This window comes from Microbacterium sp. RU33B, assembly GCF_900155915.1.
In the GTDB taxonomy this organism is placed as follows: Bacteria; Actinomycetota; Actinomycetes; order Actinomycetales; family Microbacteriaceae; genus Microbacterium.
Map to the genome: position 1 here is coordinate 1,081,075 of NZ_FTPO01000001.1, position 19,162 is coordinate 1,100,236.

Genomic DNA, 19,162 nt, shown 5'->3' on the forward strand with positions numbered 1-19,162 from the left:
TATCTCGGAACTAGAGTGGTCGTGTCCAATCGGCGGATAGGGGCTCGCCGAGCCGGGCATGCACCTCAGCCACGATGGCATCAGCCATGGCCTGAGGGATGGGGGATTGGTCGTTCTCGGAGGTCATCCGGTACCAGCCGGTGAGGCGGCCGTAGTCGTGGAAGTCGACCACAGCCTTCCAGCTCGTGAGACCGCTGTTCGACTTGACGTGGATGGTGACGATGAGCCCATCAGCATTGCTTGCGTACACGCGGGGGAGTCGTTGCGCCGTCCGGTTGACGACGTCCTGGAATGCCTCCCGCGGAAAGCGCGGATCCCACTCGATGGGCATGGCCAGCCGCTTCTTCTCTTCCTTCGCGGACTTCACGCCGGCCGTGATGCCCCATGCCGCCAGCGCGGCCGCGCCGACCCCCATCAGAATCTGTGGAATCATGCAGTCGCTCCTCCCCCGAGCCGTGAACGGAAGCCTACTGGCACAATCCATGCTCCAGCGCGATGCGGCACGACCGTGGCAGGACGCTGAGGACCGACACCTGGCGAGTGTCAGGCCTTCCGCCATGTGCTGCCGAGCATTACCGGCTTTGCGCTAATTCGGACGCCACGCACGTTGCTGGGCATCTGTGACGCGAGGACCTTCAGGACCGCGTCCGCGTTCTGGGTCGGTGTCTCGATGACGACCTCGTCATGTATCGGCATCCAGATGTGGCTCCCAGCCGGTAGGTGGTCATGAACGCGAAGCGCGGCGTCCTGGAAGATGTCGTAGGCGGTGCTTTGGATGATGAGGTTGGGCCGCGCGTGCTCGCTGTCGATGACTCCGAGCGGTCGACCGCTGTCGAGGCGATGCGTTCCCAGTCCGGTTTGTGCTTGCAGCCATGCTTTGGCCAAGGGGTATGGCGCCCAGAGGAGTTTGCGTACGCGCTCCGCTTCGGCGAGCGAAACGCCGAGTTGACGTGCTGTGCGTCCGGCTTGGGCTCCGTACATCGTGGAAATCATTACGATCTTGAACGCATTGCGGTAGGAGATGCGGCAGTAGCCCGCGCGTTCGGCGGCGTCCGCGTAGGGGTCGCCCGATTCGAGGTCTGCGATGAGTTTCGAGTCGCCGCTGAGCGCTGCAAGGACTCGAGGTTCGATGCCGTCGAAATCTGCGGTGACGAGCACGTGTCCCGGTCGCGCAACGAGGAGGTGACGAAGGTCCTTCGCCACATTGTTGAGCGCAGGCCCCGTTGACGAGATGCGGCCGCTGACCTGGGCCGCTGGCGTCAGCTTCGTGTGGACCTTGCCGCGCCTTAATTCTCGGCTCAGCTCGAAGACCTTCGGGAGCCGGCGACGGAGGTGGAGTGCTTCTTCGTAGACAGCCTCGGCCTCGCAGGCGAGGGCCGACCTATCCGTAGTCCGGCGTCCCCAGGCGTCGCCGGAGGTGGCATCGACGTGGACCCCGTGCTTGGTGAGCCATGCGAGTGTGGCGGCGTCGTTCGCGTCAGGGAGGGGGTCGAATCCCATGAGCTCGCGTAGCAGCTTGTGGGTGTGGAGCATCTCCGACTTGGTCGCGTTGAGGGTCGCGGTGTCGACGTGAATGCCACGTGCGGTGGATGAGGCGAGGATGGCTTCGAGGCGGGTCGTGTCGAGCGCGAACCGCGCAGCGCCTTGGTCTTGGAGCACGGCGGTCAGGGCTTCCTTGATGCTGGGCGGTGCGTCGGGGCCCTTCGAGCTGTGGAGGATGCGCCACGCGGTGGTCGCGCTGCGCACCCATTCCCATCCGCCCGTCTTGCTGTGTCGGATGAGGTCAGCGACTATTCCCTCGTGTGTCCAGAGCAGCCGACCGTCGCCGTGCGCCTGCCAGGTGTCGTGGAGCAGTCGGCCGTCTGTGCGAAGGTTCACTTGCCAGGTGCCTTCGATTTCGAGGGTCGCCGCTCGGAGGGCGCCGGTGTGCGGGCGCGGGGCGTGACTCAGCCATTCGGTGAAGGCGAGTGCGGTGTCGGGCGTGAGTTCGCGCATCAGAAGGTTCCTCCGCTCATCGCGGCTTTGAACAGGTTGCGTTCCGGTTCGGTCAGTGGCGGCCGGGTAAGCGGCTCTTGACGATGCTCGAGCAGCGCAGTCAGGTCGTACGCTTCGACGTCGAACAACCACCTCCCATTGGCGTCTTCGGCGGTGACGCGGTACACCCGGTCGCCGACGATGACCTTCTTGCCTCGCAGATTCTTGAGCGCGCGGGACCAGCGTGCGCCGAGCTGTCTGCGGCTCGCGGCCATGAGCTCGTCGTCGAGTCCGAGCTCGCCTTTGGAGGTGAGTGTGATGCGAGCGAACTCGCTCGCGGAGACGGGCGCGCTCAGGTGTCGCCAGGTGTAGGCGAGTGGTTCTCCCCACTGTTCGGCGTGGTGGTCGGCGCCGGCGACGTCCTTCTCCCATCCCTCGACGGCCTGGGCGGCCACCGTTTTGCCGTCTGATGTGACCCAGGTGAGGGCGCCGAGGATACGTTGTGACCAGGACGGGCGGAATCCGTAGCCCTTTAGCTGGTACGCCGGTCCCTGTTGGATGGCGCGGAGGACGAGGGTGTGGGCGGCAGCGACGAGCGCGGGCCGGTTGGCGCGAATGTACGCTTCGAGGTTGGGGTGTCTGTACTTGCCGCCGGTGGCCATCTGCAGGAGAGGCTTCTCCAGGCGGATGCGGAACCAGCGGCGTGCGTGGTCGTCGCTGAACGTGACGTTGTTGCCGCACGCGGTGACGATGATTCCGCGGACCGTGACGAGACGGTTACCGCCGAGTTCACGGATGGTTTCCGTGTCGTCACCGCCGGTGATGATTTTGCCCACTGCCGGGCTGTTGATGGGACCGCGGACTTCGTCGTTATGGAAGAACCGTGTGCTCCGCGTCAGAAGTGCGCTGGCGAGAGACTTCTTGGACTCCTCGTCTACGCCGCGTCCGAGCGTCCACTCCGCCGTGGTCATGCTGCCCTGTGCGACCAGCCGCACCGCCTCCATCGAGGCAGACTTCCCAGACCCGATGTCGTCCGCGTCGACAACGAAGCCGGGGCTAACATCGACGGCGGAGCGTGCAGCACCGGTGAGGAGAGCCGCCATGTAGCGGGCGCGGTCGCGTGGCTCTGCCCAGGGGAAGCTGTCGCACAGCTCGAGGTCGAGCAGGTCGAATGCTGCCTGGGCTTCTTCGATGGAGGGTCGGGCGGGGACAGAGTACTCGACGGCCCAGCGTCGGCGGTCGCGGTGTGGCATGGTCAGTACGGCTTTGGCGCGCCGGTGGTAGCCGGGGGTCGTGACGATGTCGTCGCCGATGATGGTGGGTTCGAAGACGATGTTCGTGACCTGGTGGGCCGCGGCTCGTAGTTCGAGGGCGATGCGGCCGAGCAGGGTGGCGGGAATGCCGCTCTCGTATCGTTCGCCGCGCATCGGCTGGACGGCGAGGAGGACGAGGGTGTGAAGGTCGGAGTTGGTGTCCCAACGCACGACCTCGCCGGATGGGGTGACGCTGAGGAGACGGGCGGGCGACCCCTTCGTTCCCGGCTCCGCGAGAACGAGCGGCAGTGACGCGTCGGCTTCCTGAACAGCGCTGACGAGAATGTCGACGATGCGACGGACCACGGCATCTACAGTGTCGTCCAGCGGCACGCTGATGATGCTGGACGCACGGAGATGGGGCGGTCGCACCTGAACATCGCCGTCCTCTTCGAGTTTCGCAGCGACTTCCTCCGCAGCGCCCTCGAGGAGGTCGAAGGCCCGGAACACTACGCCGTCCCGGAGAACGGCGTCGGGGTTGTCGCGGTTGTACGCGAGTCGAACGCGAGCGGTGTCAGTGGCGAGGGTGCGGATGTCCGTGGCTTGGGGGAGAGGAGCGGATGCTTCCTCGGACGACCAGTCGAGGAGGTCGCCGATGCTGAGCGCCTCAGCCTCCGTCAGCTGCGTGACGGTGCCCCGTGAACCCCGTGCGAGGTGCCCGAGGGAAACCGTGCCCGCCACCACAAGTTCGGCCACAACGACGGCGTTGCGGACCGTCGCGTGGGCGGCGAGAAGTTCGGGCCGGTCGATACGGACGAACAGCGACGCCATGTCTCCGTCACGTTCGACCCACTCGATTCGGTTGAGAAGGTCGCGGACTCCCGTCGCCTCTGACGCGTCCACCTGCCAGTCGGGGCGGCTCGTCGGCAGCCGCAGGGCGACGAGCCCGTTGTCGAGTGATACGCGGACCCCTCCGTTCTCGTCCTGCACCGCGGTGATGCCTTGCTCGCGCAGTTCGGCGGCCACGAGTGCCGGGGAGAGGAACGGCGGGCGCGAGGGGCGGGTCGGGTCGCCCACCCGCCCCTCGCTCGATGCCTCCGCGACGAGAGAGTTGTCGCCGGGCCTGGAGACACCCGCGGTGCTCATCTCGGCCGGAGGCTCGCCGGGGTGACGAAGCCCGGCGGGTTCAGGGGACGGTGGCGCGTTCAGCGCCTTGGGTTCATCGGGGAACGGGGTTTCCACGGCATCTCCAGGTATGTGAGGTCTGGCTCGGTCAGGAGCCTTGTGCGGATGCCCTATGCGGGCAGTCTGGGTGAACGCGAAGCCCTTTCGGCCGAGCATCTCGGCGGGTGCGTTCGAAGCCTCTATGCGCGACGTCCTCGATTGCGCCACTGAGGCGCCCAACACCTGCGTGGCCACCGAGGAGATGTGGTGGTCGAAGATGTTCGCTGGCGCAGTGGAGCTAGGGCGACTGCGGCGCTGGTTCTTTGAATTTCCGGGGATTGAGAGCGATCAGCGCAGTCGATAGTCGGTTTCCGCCGCTCGCCTCAGCGATAGCGCTCCCTTCGGGAGCGGGAGTGTGGCTCAGTATTCTCGAGGACAGATCGGACCCCGTAACTGCGGGAGAGAGCCCTGAGGCCCGGAATGTCGCGGGTTCTGAGGCCGCAGCTAGATGTTCGCGACTGCGGAAGACCTCTCCACGCCTTGCGCGCCGTTCGCGCGAAATGCACCGTCGGTACAACGAGGCGCCTGATTCGCTCGACCAGGATGTGAATACTCCTGTCGCGCAGACCGGGCGTCGTCTTGGACATGGGCGGGGAGGATCTGGGGATATGAACTAGCTAAGGCGAGGCCGATTCGAACCCCAGGTGGGGCTACGGGAATGAGGCGCACTATCCCTTACGGATTGAGGAGCCCGAGCAGGGTAACGATCGCCGGGTCACCGCACGTGGACGCGGTCGAGCCATTGCAGCAGCCCCGGGATCGCGAGGTAGGCGACGGTGTCGTGGGTCGCGAGCCCCCGTGCCGCTTGCCCTCCTTCACGTGCTCGGCGTCGCTTCACCCTCGGCCCCTTTTGCTTACCGGCGCCGAGCAATACGCGGCGTCGCGCTTGGGTCCGCCGATTTCCGGTCGTCCTTTGACAGAAGTGCCGCAACCGCGATCCCGGCAAGGGCCCGAGGTCGGCTTGGCGGATGGCCGCGGGCGCTCACCGAAGTTCAGACGCGTGAGGTCGTGCGCGCTTGCGCGGCGAGGGCAGGACGACGGCGGAAGTTGCCGCGCTCTTCGAGGCCTAAGTGTCCTCCGTCCGTCGAGCAGGACGTGACTGACGGAGGTCTTCAGTACGCTCTGGCTGTGACATTCAGCTGGCAGGATGCCGAGGACCTGGCGACAGAGCACATGCGCGCCCTTGGTCACCTCGACGCGCGAAAGACGAACGCGGGTGCCGATGCGGGACTCGACGTAGTCTCCGAGGATGGCCGAGTTGCGGTGCAGGTCAAGCACTACTCGGGCGCCGTGGGCAGGCCGGACATCCAGCGACTCGTCGGCGCTGGGTCACGATACACAGAGCACCTGTTCTACGCCCGGAGTGGATACTCGCGCGCGGCACACGAGTTCGCGGACGATCACGACGTCGCGTTGTTCCGATACGACGCGAGCGGCATGGTCTCGCCGGTCAATGCGCGTGCCACAGAGCTCGATGCGAGGCTCGAAGGCGACTACAAGCTCCGGCGAATCCGTCAACGCGAACGCGAGATGGCACGGGATGCGCACCTCAAGGTCAATCCGCCGCTTCCCGCATGGCAGGTCGAGTGGCGGAGTGAGTACTTCCCAGTCCTGCTGCGCCTCCGAGCGATGTACGACGTGTGGATGCCGCTGGAGCAGGCGCTGCAGTCGAGCGGACGCGCGGGCGCGGGGGAGCTGCTCGCCTGGCTGCAGGGAGAACGAACACGCATCTCTGGCCTGCTCGACGCACAGGATGCAGCCGAAGCCGAGATCCCGCGCCACTGGGAGGCTGAGCTTCAGCGGATGCAGGCGATGCGTCAGGGCGTCGCAGGACTTGAGCGGCAGTGGGCTCTCTACCTCGCCGGCGTGACCGACGTGACGTCCCTGCTAAACGCGGCGGTCACGGTCGCCCTCGAAGATGACGCCGCAGCGCGCAACATCGTCGGAAGCGAGTTCGTTCCGCAGCTGGTGAAGCCCCTGCCTACGGACCAGGACTGGCGGAACGTGCTGCTTCGGCGCGCTGCTGTGATGGTGCGGTACGAGGGCGTTATCGCCGCGTTGGCCGAGGTAGACCGGCGTTCGCCCTACAACCAGTCATGGTTGCGGTCTCGGCACCTCTTCTACGAACTATTGAGTGACGTCCCCGCGCTACTCAATCTCCGTGAAGGTTGGTGGGGACCCGAGGACTTCGGTATCCGTTTCGAGGACACGGTCCAGGCGGGGATTCGGGTTGCGGGCGCAGAGCAGGCCCTTGTCGAGAACTGGGGGGCGCAGCTCAAGGTCGGCCGACTCATCCAGAGTTACGCAAACTCGTGGCTCGTGCGGAACAACGATCGAACGGACATCGCGGCGCTCTGGTCCGCAGGTCACACAACATCGCTGCCGCTCGGTGACTGGCCGGCGTGAGCCCTCGAGAGGAGCGACCTGTGGAGCAGTGGCAGAGGTTCTACCTCATGCAGGCGGCGCTTGACCAGCAGAAGCGGGACATCAGCAACCGCGCCGTGGAGGCATGGAATAGTTTCGACCTGGCCTTTCGGCTCACGCACCGCCTCCGACACGACCGCCTGACCGAGGAGATCCCGCTCTGGCAGCGCGACAGTCAGATCAGACTCGTTCACGAGCTGCGAACGATGGCCGCCCAAGTCGCTGCGTCCGATGAGGTCGAGGCTATGCTGCTTGAGGCCACGGCGGCGCAGGTGCTTGGAAGTCAGCCATGGTCCCGCGGCCCGGACCAGCTGCGTGCGTTCGTGCGCGACTGGGTGCGGGAGCGGGCAAACCGGCAGGCTGTGGCACGGACAGTGACGGCGGCGGAGGTCGAAGAGATCCTCAAGAAACTGCGGTCGATGGGGGAGCCGGTCGCCTCTATGACGAAGCCTCCGACGCCACCGGGGGACTCCACAGTGTGATGGCGATATAGCCGGGGAGCAGGATGAGTGCGATAAATGCCAACTTGAGAACGGCAAGAATCGCGTGCCACCACTGATTCGCGCGGTCCACAAACTTCTCGCCGACGGTCTGCCTGCGGTCGAAGACGTCCCCATCGGGCGTCACGACGACGAAGAGGCCGACAAGCCACGCGAAGGCGACTAGGAGCAATCCTGTCCATACCCATCCGCCGACCTCGACGGCGTAGGCGACACACAGCCACGCGAGGCCGAGAAGCCGAGTGCCGCCGAGGTTGAGTTCGGAGACCGTCTCCTCTCGTCTCCGCCACGCGCGGTCACGACTCGCCTCGGCCATCTCGCGGCGCTGCTGCCGCTGTTCGTCGCTCTCCACCATGCCGAATCGGCCAGCCTGACGCGGGAGAACAGCGCTGTCTGCATAGCGCGCGGCCTTCGAGTAGCGGTCTGACGCACGGTGAAAGAGGTGCGTGACTCGAAGGAATCGGATGACGACCACCGATGCAAGACCGATGACGACCCACGTGCCAACCTTGAGCCGCGGCTCCGTCGTCAACCAGGTGTGGGCGTTCGCCATCGCCTCGCGCATGAGCTTCTCCGGGAGGCCCAGTCCGACAAGAAACTCGGCGACCGTGGTGGAAACTGTCTGATGAAAGTACAGCGCGAAGACCGTGAAGACCGCGATGAGCGACAAGATGAGTCCGAGAAACGGCGCGCTCTTGAGGCGGAAGAGCTCGAGGAAGTCCTTCACCGATGGCATATGCACAGTGTGGCATCTAGCGAGATGTGGAGCCGAACACGGCTTCGAGGATCGGCTTTCTCCGAAGTGATCTTCTTCCTGCAGGGGAGCTCTCCGATTTGGAGCCGACGCGCCGTGCGACCGTCGGACCCACGGCGGGGAGAAGAGCAAGAGGCCGCCGTGCCGCTTGCTCTCCTCCTCCCAGCGCTTACCTCGTCTCCCACTCCGCAGTGGCGCCTCGTCGAACATCGCCCTTGATGTTCGCGGAAGGTGGCCACAGCTGGATTGAGATGAGGGCTCGAACCAACTAGCCGCGGTTTTCAGCTGGGGTTGGAGCGCTGCCGGGTGAGTACGTCGCCCCAAGACGGTGAGAGATGGCGGCGTAGAACTCGTCATCCGTGTCCTCGCCGAACGGCCCATCGAAGTCCATCACCAGCTTCTGGATGGCGTAGTCGACGTGCACGCGCACGCGGAAGTCCAAGTTGGTCTTCCTGCGCTGGAGCGTGGCAGCCACAGCGGGGAGCAGCGGGGAGCCCGAGGGCAGCTCAGCGAGAGCAGGGTAGATGCTGGCGAAGTACAGCGAATAGAACGCGTCTCGCAGTTCGAGGCCCTCGAGCGAGAAGCGGTGGGTCGCTGCCCACTGACGCAGAGCGGCCTTCCCCTTGCTCTCGTCGAGAGCGTCGCGGATGTCGAGGACGAGATGGCCGTCGTTGGTCACGCGCGTGTTTGAGGCACCGAGATAGCGAACCCACGCGGGCGTCCCGTCATGCGAAACCTGAGCGATGGAGTTCGGGTCGATGGGTGAGGAGTTGAGGAGGAGAATCATGATTTTGCCTTCGGTCGTGAGCTGACTAACTGTCGAGCTCTTCAACATCTCCATGCGCGGCCCCAGCGCGAAGGAGTGACATCGTTGATGGAGCGTCTTTGAGGAACGACGTCGGATCGTCTCGTAGGGGATTGAATGGCGCGGCAGTGAGCATCGACGGTTCAGGGCCGACGGCGTCGAACGATCGCGAGGTGGAGCGAACAATGGCTCCAGGCAATCTCGGACAGTGGCCGAGAAACTCGAATGGATGCGCCTCGGCAGCTGCCGATCACCGGGTGCTCGGACTTCGGTTGTCCACGAAACCCCCCGAATCACCCCGTAGATTCAACGACCCGAGGTCCCCAATACCCGTGAGAACACGCGGGTATTGGTTGGTGAAGGAGTCGATACGGGGAGGCGACGCGGGAACAGTGGGTTCTGGGTTCAAGTCCCAGGGGGTGCACCAACGCCTCCGACCTCTCGCCAGGTCGGGGGCGTTCTGCATTCCCGGCGGCATCGCCGAGGGTCGCGAATCGATAACGACACGCCGCCCATCGCCCGCGCGACTTGACGAACTCCCCGCGGTTTCCTACATTGCGAATACCTGAATCACATTTCAGGTACACCCTCCCTCCGGGTATCACGAACCTTCCAATGGTGAAAGGCACGCACATGCGGGTTACGAAGAAGTTGCTCCTGGGATCCGTGGTCGCCACCGCCGCCCTCGCCCTCGCGGCGTGCGCGCCGCAGGCCACGACCCCCTCCGCGACCGAGAGCGGCGAGGCCGGACCCGCCGAGGTCACGGTCGGCATCGTCACGAGCGAGACGGGCCCGCTCGCGGGCTACGGCACGCAGTACATCGACGCGTTCGACGTGTGCCTCGACATCGCCACCGACGGCACGGGCGAGGTCAACGGCACGACGATCGTCGTGGAGCGCAAGGACGACGCGGGTGACCCCGACAAGGCGGTCACCGCCGCGAAGGAGCTCATCGGCGCCGGCGTCAACATCCTGGCCGGCACGGCGTCGTCGGGCGTCGCGCTCGCGATGGCCGAGCAGGCGGCGCAGAACCAGGTGCTCTACATCTCGGGCCCCGCAGCCGCGGACGCCATCACGGGCATCAACGAGTACACGTTCCGCTCGGGCCGTCAGTCTGCTCAGGACGTGGCGACCGCCGGAACCTTCCTCGACGACATCGAGGGCAAGACCATCGCCGTGTTCGCCCAGAACACCGCTTTCGGACAGGGCAACGTCGCCGCCGTCGAGGCGATCCTCGGAGCCCAGGGGGCCACGATCGCGCCCGTTCTCGTGGCCGAGGACGTCACGGAGTTCACCCCGTTCGCGCAGCAGGTGCTCGCGGCGGAGCCCGACCTGGTGTTCGTCGCCTGGGCGGGTGCCACGTCCGGGGCGATGTGGCAGGCGATGAGCCAGCAGGGCGTGCTCGACGCGGTCCCCGTCGTCACGGGTCTCGGCGACGCCGCCACGTTCGGCGCGTACGGCGAGGCATCCGAGAAGATCAGCTTCCTCAACCACTACTTCCCGGGCGCCAACGAGAACGAGATCAACACGCAGATGATCGAGGGCATCGAGGCCGCCGGCGGCACCCCCGATCTCTTCAGCCCCGACGGCTGCAATGCGGCGATCATGATCGTGCACGCCATCGGCGAGGGCAAGGGCGATGTCGACGCGATGGTCGCCTCGCTCGAGGGCTTCGAGTTCGACGGGCCCAAGGGCACCATGACGGTGCGTGCCGGTGACCACGCCCTCATCCAGGAGATGTACCAGGTCAAGCTCGTCGCCGACGGCGGGAGCTTCGTGCCCGAGCTCGTCGCCACGTCGTCCGCCGACGACGTCGCACCGGCCGAAGCCGAGTAGTCGCGGGCGGGGCGAGGGCGACGCATTCCGCCGCCCTCGCCCCTCTCACCGCTCTCCGACCGATGGCCACGGAAAGGCTTCTCCCATGACGGAATCCGTCCCTTCTGCGCTGCGCATCGAAGGCCTCGGCCTGCAGATCGGCGGCGCCACGATCCTCAAGGACGTCGAGCTCGACATCGCCGCCGGCTCGCTCGTCGGCGTCATCGGACCCAACGGCGCCGGCAAGACCACGCTCTTCAACGTCGTCTCCGGGCTCCTGCGGCCCACCGCGGGTCGCGTGCTCATGAACGGCGCCGACATCACCTCGGCCTCCGTGCCGGCGCGGGCGCGGGCGGGTCTGGGCCGGACGTTCCAGACGTCCAGCCTGTTCCCCAAGCTGAGCGTGCTCGAGAACGTGCGCCTCGCGGCCCAGGTCGCGATCGGCGGCGATTACTCCCTGCTGCGCTTTCCTCGGAAGTCGGATGCCGCGACCGCCCTCGCGATCGCGAAGCTCGACGCCGTCGGGCTCACCCACAAGCTCGAGACGCCCGCCGGCGACATCTCGCACGGCGACAAGCGCAAGCTCGAGATCGCCGTGCTGCTGGCCACCGAGGCATCCATCGTGCTGCTCGACGAGCCGATGGCGGGGGTGGCCTCGGGCGACGTACCCGGGTTGGTGGACAACATCCGTCAGATGCAGCGCGACACGGGCTGCACGGTGCTCATGGTCGAGCACCACATCGACGTGCTGATGGGGCTGGTCGACCGGGTCGCGGTCATGTACTTCGGCACCATCATCGCCTACGACACGCCGGACGCCGTGATGGCGAATCCGCTCGTGCAGTCGGCGTACCTGGGGAAGGCGGATGCCGCATGAGCGAGAGCATCCTGGAGGTCCGCGGACTCCGCTGCTCGATCGCGGGGCAGCAGGTCGTCGAAGACGTCACGTTCTCGGTGCCGGCCACCGGCATCACGGCGGTGCTCGGGCGCAACGGGGTCGGCAAGACGTCGACGCTCCGCGGCATCCTGGGTCTGATCGCCCGTCGCGGCGAGGTGCGGCTGGGCGGGGAGCGCATCGACGGGCTGCCGACCCATAAGATCGTGCGGCGCGGCGTGGGCTACGTGCCCGAAGACCGCGAGGTCTTCGCCAAGCTCACCGTCGCCGAGAACCTCGCGATGGCCGAGCGGCAGAAGAACCCGCGCCGCGAGTTCGTCGCCGAGCTCTTCCCCGACCTCGTCGCGCGTCGCGATCAGCAGGCGGGCACGCTGTCCGGCGGCCAGCAGCAGATGGTGTCGGTGGCCCGTGCGCTGATCAACGACAACATCCTCCTGCTCGTCGACGAGCCCACGAAGGGCCTCGCGCCGAGGATCGTCGACGAGGTCGCCGAAGCGCTGCTCGAGGCGTCCAAGATCGTCCCCATCCTGCTCGTCGAGCAGAACCTCGAGGTGGTGCGCCGACTGGCCGACGGTGCGATCGTCATCGGAGGCGGGCGCGTCGTCCACACGGGCGCCGCCTCGGAGATCCTCGATGACGACGACCTCACCCGCCGGCTCCTCGGCGTCCACGTCGAGCCCGCCCCGCACCCCTCGCCCACCTCGACAGGGGAGCCCCACGCATGAGCACCCTCGTCCTCACCCTCATCACCGGTGTCGGCCTCGGCGCCCTCTACTTCCTCGTCGCCTCCGGGCTGTCGCTGATCTACGGTCTGATGCACGTGCTGAACTTCGCGCACGGCGCGTTCCTGACGCTCAGCGCGTTCCTCGGGTGGACGGTCGCCCAGTCGCTGGGCACGGACTCGTGGGGCTCGTTCCTCGTGTCGATCGCGGTGGGCGCCGGGGTCGGGGCGATCTTCGCGACCCTCACCGAACTCGTGCTCATCCGGCCGCTGTACGAGCGGCACATCGAACAGGTGCTGGTCACCGTCGGCCTCTCCTTCGCCTCGGTGGCCCTGTTCGAGGGCATCTGGGGCACCGATGCCATCACGATCGCCGGTCCGACGTGGCTGAAGCAGACCACCGACGTGCTGGGGGCCCGCATCCCCAACGTCTACTGGATCCTCATGATCGCCGCAGTGCTCGTGCTCGCCGCCCTCGTGCTGTTCCTGCAGAAGACGCGCTACGGCATGATCATCCGGGCGGGCGTCGAGAATCGCACGATGGTGACGGCGCTCGGCATCGACGTGCGCTCGTCGTTCACGATCGTGTTCGCGATCGGCGGGGCCGCGGCCGGCATCGGCGGGGTGCTCGCGATGCACTACTCGACGTTCGTGTCGGCGCACCTCGGCCAGACGCTGCTGATCTTCGCGTTCATCGTGACGGTCGTCGGGGGTCTCGGCTCCCTCACGGGCGCCGCGATCGCGTCCGTCCTGGTCGCCGTGCTCCAGCAGTTCGCGAACTTCTACCTCGGGGGCACGGGCGACTTCATCGTCGTGGTCCTGCTCGCCCTCGTGCTCCTCGTCCGCCCGACGGGCCTCCTCGGGAAGAAGGCATGACATGACCCGCATCCGTCTCTTCCTCCCGATCGTCGTCGGCGCCGTGCTCGTGGTGTTCATGGCGGTGCTGCCGATGCTCAACCTGTCGCTGCCCGGCATCCTGCCCACGCCCACGTACATGCCCGGCACGCTCGCGCTGCTCTCGCTGTGCATGGTGTTCGCGGCCCTCGCGCTGTCGTACAACCTGCTGCTCGGCAGCGCCGGGATGCTGTCGTTCGGCCACGCCCTGTACTTCGGCGCGGGCGCGTACGGACTGGGCATCGCGCTGGAGCACTTCGGCGTGCCGCTGTTCCCCGGCGTGTTCATCGCGCTGCTGGGCGGCATGGTGATCGCCCTCGCGACGGGGGCGGTGGCGATGCGGGTGTCCGGCATCCCGTTCGCGATGGTCACCCTGGCGTTCGCCCAGGCAGGGTCGGTGCTCGTGCGCCGCAACTCCTCGGTCACCGGCGGCGAGGAGGGTCTGGGGCTGGCGACCGAGCAGGTGCCCGACTTTCTGATCGGTGTCGTGAACACCCGCAACCTCTACTGGCTGTGCCTCGCGATGCTCGTGATCGTGTACCTCGTGACGCTGTGGGTCGACACCTCGCGCCTCGGCCACCTCGTGCGTGCGACCCGCGAGAACGAGCAGCGCGTGCGGGTCCTGGGCCTCCAGCCGTACCGCGCCAAGCTCGTCGTGTTCGTCATCGCGGGCGTGCTCGCGAGCCTCGCAGGAGTCGCGTACATGCTCCTTCAGTCGGGCACGGTCCCGCGCGCGGTGTCGGCAGATCTCACGATCACGGTGCTCGTGATGGTGGTCCTCGGTGGCGTCGGGTTCCGCTGGGGTGCCATCGTGGGGGGCGTGCTCTACACGCTCCTCGATCAGCGCCTCACGGTGCTCGCCGGATCCGACGCGATCGCGGGGCTGCCCGACGTGCTGCGCGTGCCGCTGTCGGAGCCGCTGTTCCTGCTCGGGGTGCTCTTCATCCTCGTCGTGATGTTCCTGCCCGGCGGCATCGCGGGAACGATCGACGCGTGGGCGAAGCGCCGCCGCGGCGACCGGGCGCGGTCCGCGCTGCGCGGGATCGACGACGCCGAGACCGAGTCCCAGCTCGCGGAGGCGGGTGCCCGCTGATGACGTGGGAGAGCGCTCTGGAGGACGGCCCGCACACGATCGGCCGCTGGCTGATCGATCGCGCCACCGCGACGCCCGCGCGCATCGCGATCGACGACCGCGGCGTGACGTGCGACTACGCGACGCTCGCGATGCGGGCGAGCGCCCTGGCCGACGGGCTTCGAGCGGCCGGCTACGGCCCGGGGGATCGCATCGCCACGGTCTCGGGCAATTCCACCGACCACGTCGTCGTGCTGTTCGCCTGTGCGCTGTCGGGCGTCGCGTTCGTCCCGCTCTCCTGGCGGCTCACGCAGCGCGAGCTGACCGATCTGCTCATGCGCAGCGACCCGGCGCTCCTGCTCGTGGAAGACGAGTACGCCGCGCTCGCGGGCGACGCCCTGCGCGCGCTGGAGAGCGTGCCGCCGGTGGCGGAGCTCGGCACGACCGGGATCGAGGCCTCCGTCCCCCGCTCGCGCGCTCCCCGCGCGGTGCGCCACGTCGCCGACGACGACGCGCTGCTGGTGATCTACACGTCGGGCAGCGAAGCGGCGCCCAAGGGCGTCGTGCTCACCCACGCGAACTGCTTCTGGAACAACCTCGCCCTCGCCGGTGCGCTGCCGCTCCAGCAGGACGACGTCGTGCTCGCGATGCTGCCGCAGTTCCACGTCGCCGCGTGGAACTGCCAGCCGCTCCTGGCCTGGTGGGTGGGGGCGACGGTCGTGCTCGAGCGGTCGTTCCAGCCCGCGCGGGCGCTGCAGCTGCTCCGCGACCGCGGCGTCACGGCGATGATGGGCGTGCCCACGCAGTACGCGATGCTCGCCGCGGACCGTGACTGGCACCCGAGCGCGATCTCGTCGCTGCGCCTGGCGCTCGTGGGCGGGGCGACGATGCCGTGCGACGTGCAGGATGCCTGGACGGCCGCCGGCGTGCCGCTCACGCAGGGCTACGGGCTCACGGAGGCGTCGCCCAACGTGCTGCACCTGCCTGCCGACGAGGCCGCGTCCCACCCCGGGGCCGTCGGCCGTCCGTACCCCCACGTCGCGGTGCGGGTCGTCGACCCCGAGACCGAGCTTCCTCTCGAGGGCGAGGCGACCGGCGAGCTCTGGGTGCGCGGACCGAGCGTGTTCCCCGGCTACCTCGGCGACGAGCAGGCCACCGCGGCCGCCCGCCGCGGGGAGTGGCTGCGGACGGGTGATCTCGTGCACCGCGGCGCCGACGGGATCCTCCGGATCGTCGACCGCCTCAAGGACATCTTCATCTCCGGCGGCGAGAACGTCGCGCCCGCCGAGGTGGAGCTCGCCCTCGCGCTGCATCCGCTCATCGAGGCGGCGGCCGTGGTGGGTGTTCCGGATGCCGTGTGGGGCGAGCGCGGCGTGGCCTTCGTGGTCCGCGCCGAGGGTGCGGTCCTCTCGACCGACGAAGTGCTCGCGCACGCGCGGCGCACGCTCGCGGCGTTCAAGGTTCCCGTGCGTGTCGAGTTCGTCCGCGAGCTCCCACGCTCCACGATCGAGAAGCTCGCGCGTTCCCGCCTGCAGGACCGCGCACGACGACTGATGGAAGGGGCGCGCCATGAGCCTTCCCGATGACCTCCTCGACGACGGTGCGGCACTCGTGTCGTCCGCGACGGGACGACCGCTGACGAAGCGCGGGGAGGCGACCAGGCACCGGCTGCTCGAGGCCGCCGAGGTCGTGTTCGCCGAGCAGGGGTACCACGAGGCGTCCATCGTCAAGATCACCGAGCGCGCCGGCATCGGCCTCGGCACGTTCTACCTGTACTTCGACAGCAAGCAGGCGATCTTCGAGGCCCTCGTGATCGATCTCAACCGCCGGGTGCGCCACTCGATGTCGGAGGCCATGGCGGGAGCGTCGTCGCGACTCGAGGCCGAACGGGCCGGTTTCGCCGGGTTCTTCCGGTTCACGGCGCAGCATCCGGCGCTGTACCGCGTCGTCCGCGAAGCGGAGTTCGTCTCGCCCGACGTGCTCCGCCTGCACTACACGCGCATCGTCGAGGGCTATGAGGAAGGGCTGCGGGCCGCGCAGTCCGCAGGCGACGTCGACCGCGCCCTCGACCCCGCCGTCACCGCCTGGGCCCTCATGGGCATGGGCGAGCTGATCGGCATGCGGTTCCTGCTGTGGGAGAAGGATGCCGCCGGCAACCCTCCCGCGCAGCTCGATCCCGCGGTGTTCGACGCCATGTCGCGCATCATCGACAACGCCCTGGCGCCGCGCGCCGAGGCATCCGGCACCGAAGGCGGAGAGAAGTGACCGAGAAGGACCTCACCGGCAAGCGCGCGCTCGTGACGGGCGGCGCCAGCGGCATCGGCCTCGCCTGCGCGCACGAGTTCGCCTCGCGCGGCGCGCACGTCGTGATCGCCGACCTGAACGCGGAGGCCGCCGGCGCGGCGGCCGCCGAGGTCGGAGGCGAGGCCTGGGTGGTCGACCTCTCCGACACCGCGGCCCAGGAGGACCTCGACCTCGACGCCGACATCCTGGTGAACAACGCGGGCATCCAGCGCGTCATGGCGATCCACGACTTCGACCCCGACACCTTCCGCTTCATGCACCGTCTCATGGTGGAGTCGCCCTTCCTGCTCATCCGGGCGGTGCTCCCGAAGATGTACGAGCGCGGGTGGGGCCGGATCATCAACATCTCGAGCGCTCACGGGCTGCGGGCGAGCGCCTTCAAGTCGGCGTACGTCTCGGCCAAGCACGCGCTGGAGGGGCTGTCCAAGGTGACGGCGCTCGAAGGCGGCCCGCACGGCGTCACGAGCAACTGCATCAATCCCGCGTACGTCCGCACACCGCTGGTGGAGAAGCAGATCGCCGATCAGGCCGCGCTCCACGGGATCCCCGAATCCGAGGTGGTGGAGAAGGTCATGCTCACCGAGACGGCGATCAAGCGCCTGATCGAGGCCGACGAGGTCGCCTCTCTCGCGGGCTGGCTCGCCTCCGACCGGGCGGGCATGGTCACCGGCGCCTCGTACACGATGGACGGCGGATGGACGGCGCGATGAGCACGGCGACCCCGGTCGCCCGAGCGGCGACCCATTCCTACCGCGCGATCGACGTGCCCGTCGTCGGCGGCGACCTGCACGTCGGCGTCTGGGACCCCGTGGGAGAGCGCACCGACGACGTGCTGCTCGTGCACGGGGTGACGGCCTCGCATCTGGCCTGGCCGTTCGTCGTCTCGGGCCTCCCGGGCGTGCGCGCGGTCGCGCCCGACCTCCGCGGACGCGGGCGCAGCAATACGCTCGCGGGCGCCGCGGGGATGCGGGCGCACGCCGATGACCTGGCGGCCACCCTCGACGCGCTCGGCATCGAGAAGACGGTGATCGTGGGCCATTCGATGGGCGCGTTCGTCGCGATCGTGTTCGCGCACCTGCACCCCGACCGCGTGTCGCGGGTCGTTCTCGTCGACGGAGGTCTGCCGCTGGATCTGCCGCCGGGCATGGACGCCGACGCCCTCGTGGCCGCCGTCCTCGGCCCCACGGCGGCTCGACTGTCGATGCGATTCGCCGACGCGGGGGAGTACCTCGACTTCTGGAGGGATCACGCCGCGTTCCAGGGAGCGTGGAGTCGCGAGCTCGAGGCGTATCTCGCCTACGACCTGGTCGACGACGGCGACGGCGCGTTCCGACCCGCGACGAGCTACCGGACGATGGTCGAGGACTCGATCGACCAGAACACCGGGGCGTCGATCGTCACCGCCCTGGCGGAGGCGACGCAGCCCATCCGGCTCCTGACGGCGCCGCGCGGACTGCAGAACGAGGAGCCGGGGCTGTACGCGCCCGCGCATCTGGCGAGGATGCTGGCGGATGCGCCGGGGGTCCGCCACTCCGGGATCGACGACGTCAACCACTACACGATCGTGATGGCGCCCGACGGCGCCGCCGCCGTCGCCGCCGCGGTGCGGGAAGAGCTGGACGCAGCCCGCGACTGAGCTCAGCGCCCGGCTGACCTCAGCGCCCGGCGAGCCGGCTCGTGAGCTGGTGGGCGTGCGCCAGGAGGATGCGCCCGAGCTCGGGCAACCGGTCGGGACCGAAGCGGAACTCGGCACCCGTGAGGCTCAGTGCCCACTGCGGATGCCCGTCGCGCGCGAACACCGCGGCGCCGATGCCGTAGCTTCCCTCCACGATGAGGCCCGGGTTCACGGAGTACCCGCGCTCCTTGGTCTCGCGCAGTCGTGTGCGCAGTCGCGTCTCGCCGTGCGGACCGCCCCACTGCTCGGGAAGCTCAGGATGACGCTGGAAGTAGGCGTCCACATCGTGGGGAGGCAGGAACGCCAGCATGACGAGACCGGCCGACGCGACACCCAGGGGGAAGCGCACACCCTCCGACAGCACGAACGAGCGGATCGGGAAGCTCCCCTCCTCGCGGAGCAGGCAGACCGTCTCGTCACCGCGGCGCACCGAGAGGAAGGCGCTCTCCTCGGTGCGCACGGCGAGCGAGCGCACGATGTCACGCGCCATTCCGGTGATGTCGTAGCGGGATGCCGCGACGGTGCCCATGAGGTAGAGCTCCGGTCCCGGCATCCAGCGGCCGGTCCGCTCGTCCTGGTCGACGAGGCCCTCGTGGCGGAGCGCGGTCAGCAGGCGATGCGTCGTCGGGCGGGTGAGGTCGGCACGGTGTGCGAGGTCGGCCACGGCCACGCCGTCGTCGCCCGCCCCCGTGACGAGCCGGAGAAGCCGTGCGGCGCGCGCGACGGACTGCGCGCCGGGAACGGATCGCTCGACCATGTGTCCATCATATGGACACGAGGGCCGACCTCATCCATATGGCAGCGCGGGACGCGGTAGCCCGGGCGGGCGGCGCGCAGGATGGACGCAGGACG

The 19,162-nt window shown here is 68.1% G+C and carries 18 protein-coding genes; 11 read left to right on the forward strand and 7 right to left on the reverse strand.

Annotated elements, in window-relative coordinates; genetic code table 11:
* Positions 1 to 10: 10 nt before the first annotated feature.
* From B0B14_RS05305 to B0B14_RS16740, 4 genes are all read right to left on the reverse strand, one after another.
* Positions 11 to 433: a hypothetical protein gene (locus tag B0B14_RS05305; protein ID WP_076680424.1), complete on the reverse strand. Its 423-nt coding sequence runs from the start codon at positions 431 to 433 to the stop codon at positions 11 to 13.
* Between the two features lie 110 nt (positions 434 to 543).
* Complete coding sequence (locus B0B14_RS05310; protein ID WP_076680425.1) at positions 544 to 1,995, reverse strand: DNA polymerase; 1,452 nt, start codon at positions 1,993 to 1,995, stop codon at positions 544 to 546.
* Complete coding sequence (locus B0B14_RS16490) at positions 1,995 to 4,469, reverse strand: hypothetical protein (RefSeq protein ID WP_179085270.1); 2,475 nt, start codon at positions 4,467 to 4,469, stop codon at positions 1,995 to 1,997. The genes B0B14_RS05310 and B0B14_RS16490 overlap by 1 nt, the downstream gene beginning before the upstream one ends.
* A 697-nt stretch (positions 4,470 to 5,166) precedes the next feature.
* Entirely contained in the window at positions 5,167 to 5,289 is a 123-nt protein-coding gene (locus B0B14_RS16740) for a hypothetical protein (protein WP_256714269.1), read from the reverse strand.
* Positions 5,290 to 5,579: 290 nt separating this feature from the next.
* Between B0B14_RS16740 and B0B14_RS05325 the strand changes: the two genes are divergently transcribed.
* Together B0B14_RS05325 and B0B14_RS05330 are read left to right on the forward strand one after the other, a co-directional pair.
* Complete coding sequence (locus tag B0B14_RS05325; protein WP_143733640.1) at positions 5,580 to 6,857, forward strand: restriction endonuclease; 1,278 nt, start codon at positions 5,580 to 5,582, stop codon at positions 6,855 to 6,857.
* Between the two features lie 20 nt (positions 6,858 to 6,877).
* The gene (locus B0B14_RS05330) at positions 6,878 to 7,357 is read left to right on the forward strand and encodes a response regulator (protein ID WP_076680429.1); all 480 of its coding nucleotides are present in this window, start codon (positions 6,878 to 6,880) and stop codon (positions 7,355 to 7,357) included.
* Here B0B14_RS05330 and B0B14_RS05335 read toward each other — a convergent pair.
* Together B0B14_RS05335 and B0B14_RS05340 are read right to left on the reverse strand one after the other, a co-directional pair.
* Positions 7,314 to 8,111, reverse strand: coding sequence for a hypothetical protein (locus tag B0B14_RS05335; protein ID WP_076680430.1), 798 nt, complete (start codon positions 8,109 to 8,111; stop codon positions 7,314 to 7,316). The two genes, B0B14_RS05330 and B0B14_RS05335, sit on opposite strands and share 44 nt — an antisense overlap.
* A gap of 286 nt (positions 8,112 to 8,397) precedes the next feature.
* Positions 8,398 to 8,916, reverse strand: coding sequence for a hypothetical protein (locus tag B0B14_RS05340; RefSeq protein WP_143733641.1), 519 nt, complete (start codon positions 8,914 to 8,916; stop codon positions 8,398 to 8,400).
* 651 nt (positions 8,917 to 9,567) lie between these two features.
* On the opposite strand from B0B14_RS05340, the gene B0B14_RS05345 reads away from it, so the two are divergent.
* The 9 genes from B0B14_RS05345 to B0B14_RS05385 all read left to right on the forward strand — a co-directional run bounded on the left by B0B14_RS05345 (position 9,568) and on the right by B0B14_RS05385 (position 18,271).
* On the forward strand, positions 9,568 to 10,770 hold the full coding sequence (locus B0B14_RS05345) for a substrate-binding domain-containing protein (RefSeq protein ID WP_076681292.1): 1,203 nt from the start codon (positions 9,568 to 9,570) through the stop codon (positions 10,768 to 10,770).
* A gap of 85 nt (positions 10,771 to 10,855) precedes the next feature.
* The gene (locus B0B14_RS05350; RefSeq protein WP_076680432.1) at positions 10,856 to 11,626 is read left to right on the forward strand and encodes an ABC transporter ATP-binding protein; all 771 of its coding nucleotides are present in this window, start codon (positions 10,856 to 10,858) and stop codon (positions 11,624 to 11,626) included.
* A complete protein-coding gene (locus tag B0B14_RS05355) occupies positions 11,623 to 12,369 on the forward strand; it encodes an ABC transporter ATP-binding protein (RefSeq protein WP_076680433.1) in 747 nt (248 codons plus the stop codon). Before B0B14_RS05350 ends, B0B14_RS05355 begins: the two co-directional genes overlap by 4 nt.
* Positions 12,366 to 13,241, forward strand: coding sequence for a branched-chain amino acid ABC transporter permease (locus B0B14_RS05360; protein WP_076680434.1), 876 nt, complete (start codon positions 12,366 to 12,368; stop codon positions 13,239 to 13,241). Before B0B14_RS05355 ends, B0B14_RS05360 begins: the two co-directional genes overlap by 4 nt.
* Before the next feature lies 1 nt (position 13,242).
* Positions 13,243 to 14,352: a branched-chain amino acid ABC transporter permease gene (locus tag B0B14_RS05365; protein ID WP_076680435.1), complete on the forward strand. Its 1,110-nt coding sequence runs from the start codon at positions 13,243 to 13,245 to the stop codon at positions 14,350 to 14,352.
* Positions 14,352 to 15,917: a class I adenylate-forming enzyme family protein gene (locus B0B14_RS05370; RefSeq protein ID WP_076680436.1), complete on the forward strand. Its 1,566-nt coding sequence runs from the start codon at positions 14,352 to 14,354 to the stop codon at positions 15,915 to 15,917. Before B0B14_RS05365 ends, B0B14_RS05370 begins: the two co-directional genes overlap by 1 nt.
* The gene (locus tag B0B14_RS05375) at positions 15,901 to 16,596 is read left to right on the forward strand and encodes a TetR/AcrR family transcriptional regulator (RefSeq protein WP_076680437.1); all 696 of its coding nucleotides are present in this window, start codon (positions 15,901 to 15,903) and stop codon (positions 16,594 to 16,596) included. Before B0B14_RS05370 ends, B0B14_RS05375 begins: the two co-directional genes overlap by 17 nt.
* A complete protein-coding gene (locus B0B14_RS05380; RefSeq protein WP_076680438.1) occupies positions 16,593 to 17,345 on the forward strand; it encodes a 3-hydroxybutyrate dehydrogenase in 753 nt (250 codons plus the stop codon). The genes B0B14_RS05375 and B0B14_RS05380 overlap by 4 nt, the downstream gene beginning before the upstream one ends.
* Positions 17,342 to 18,271, forward strand: coding sequence for an alpha/beta fold hydrolase (locus B0B14_RS05385; protein WP_076681293.1), 930 nt, complete (start codon positions 17,342 to 17,344; stop codon positions 18,269 to 18,271). Before B0B14_RS05380 ends, B0B14_RS05385 begins: the two co-directional genes overlap by 4 nt.
* A gap of 19 nt (positions 18,272 to 18,290) precedes the next feature.
* Here B0B14_RS05385 and B0B14_RS05390 read toward each other — a convergent pair whose 3' ends face one another.
* Positions 18,291 to 19,067, reverse strand: coding sequence for an IclR family transcriptional regulator (locus B0B14_RS05390; RefSeq protein WP_076680439.1), 777 nt, complete (start codon positions 19,065 to 19,067; stop codon positions 18,291 to 18,293).
* Positions 19,068 to 19,162: the final 95 nt, after the last annotated feature.

What these genes read in the sequence shown, in the direction of transcription:
- B0B14_RS05350 (WP_076680432.1), top strand. Translation starts at nt 10,856, where the DNA reads ATGACGGAATCCGTCCCTTCTGCGCTGCGCATCGAAGGCCTCGGCCTG.
- B0B14_RS05390 (WP_076680439.1), bottom strand. Translation starts at nt 19,067, where the DNA reads ATGGTCGAGCGATCCGTTCCCGGCGCGCAGTCCGTCGCGCGCGCCGCA.
- B0B14_RS05310 (WP_076680425.1), bottom strand. Translation starts at nt 1,995, where the DNA reads ATGCGCGAACTCACGCCCGACACCGCACTCGCCTTCACCGAATGGCTG.
- B0B14_RS05305 (WP_076680424.1), bottom strand. Translation starts at nt 433, where the DNA reads ATGATTCCACAGATTCTGATGGGGGTCGGCGCGGCCGCGCTGGCGGCA.
- B0B14_RS05340 (WP_143733641.1), bottom strand. Translation starts at nt 8,916, where the DNA reads ATGATTCTCCTCCTCAACTCCTCACCCATCGACCCGAACTCCATCGCT.
- B0B14_RS05365 (WP_076680435.1), top strand. Translation starts at nt 13,243, where the DNA reads ATGACCCGCATCCGTCTCTTCCTCCCGATCGTCGTCGGCGCCGTGCTC.
- B0B14_RS05385 (WP_076681293.1), top strand. Translation starts at nt 17,342, where the DNA reads ATGAGCACGGCGACCCCGGTCGCCCGAGCGGCGACCCATTCCTACCGC.
- B0B14_RS05375 (WP_076680437.1), top strand. Translation starts at nt 15,901, where the DNA reads ATGAGCCTTCCCGATGACCTCCTCGACGACGGTGCGGCACTCGTGTCG.
- B0B14_RS05355 (WP_076680433.1), top strand. Translation starts at nt 11,623, where the DNA reads ATGAGCGAGAGCATCCTGGAGGTCCGCGGACTCCGCTGCTCGATCGCG.
- B0B14_RS05345 (WP_076681292.1), top strand. Translation starts at nt 9,568, where the DNA reads ATGCGGGTTACGAAGAAGTTGCTCCTGGGATCCGTGGTCGCCACCGCC.
- B0B14_RS05360 (WP_076680434.1), top strand. Translation starts at nt 12,366, where the DNA reads ATGAGCACCCTCGTCCTCACCCTCATCACCGGTGTCGGCCTCGGCGCC.
- B0B14_RS05370 (WP_076680436.1), top strand. Translation starts at nt 14,352, where the DNA reads ATGACGTGGGAGAGCGCTCTGGAGGACGGCCCGCACACGATCGGCCGC.
- B0B14_RS05335 (WP_076680430.1), bottom strand. Translation starts at nt 8,111, where the DNA reads ATGCCATCGGTGAAGGACTTCCTCGAGCTCTTCCGCCTCAAGAGCGCG.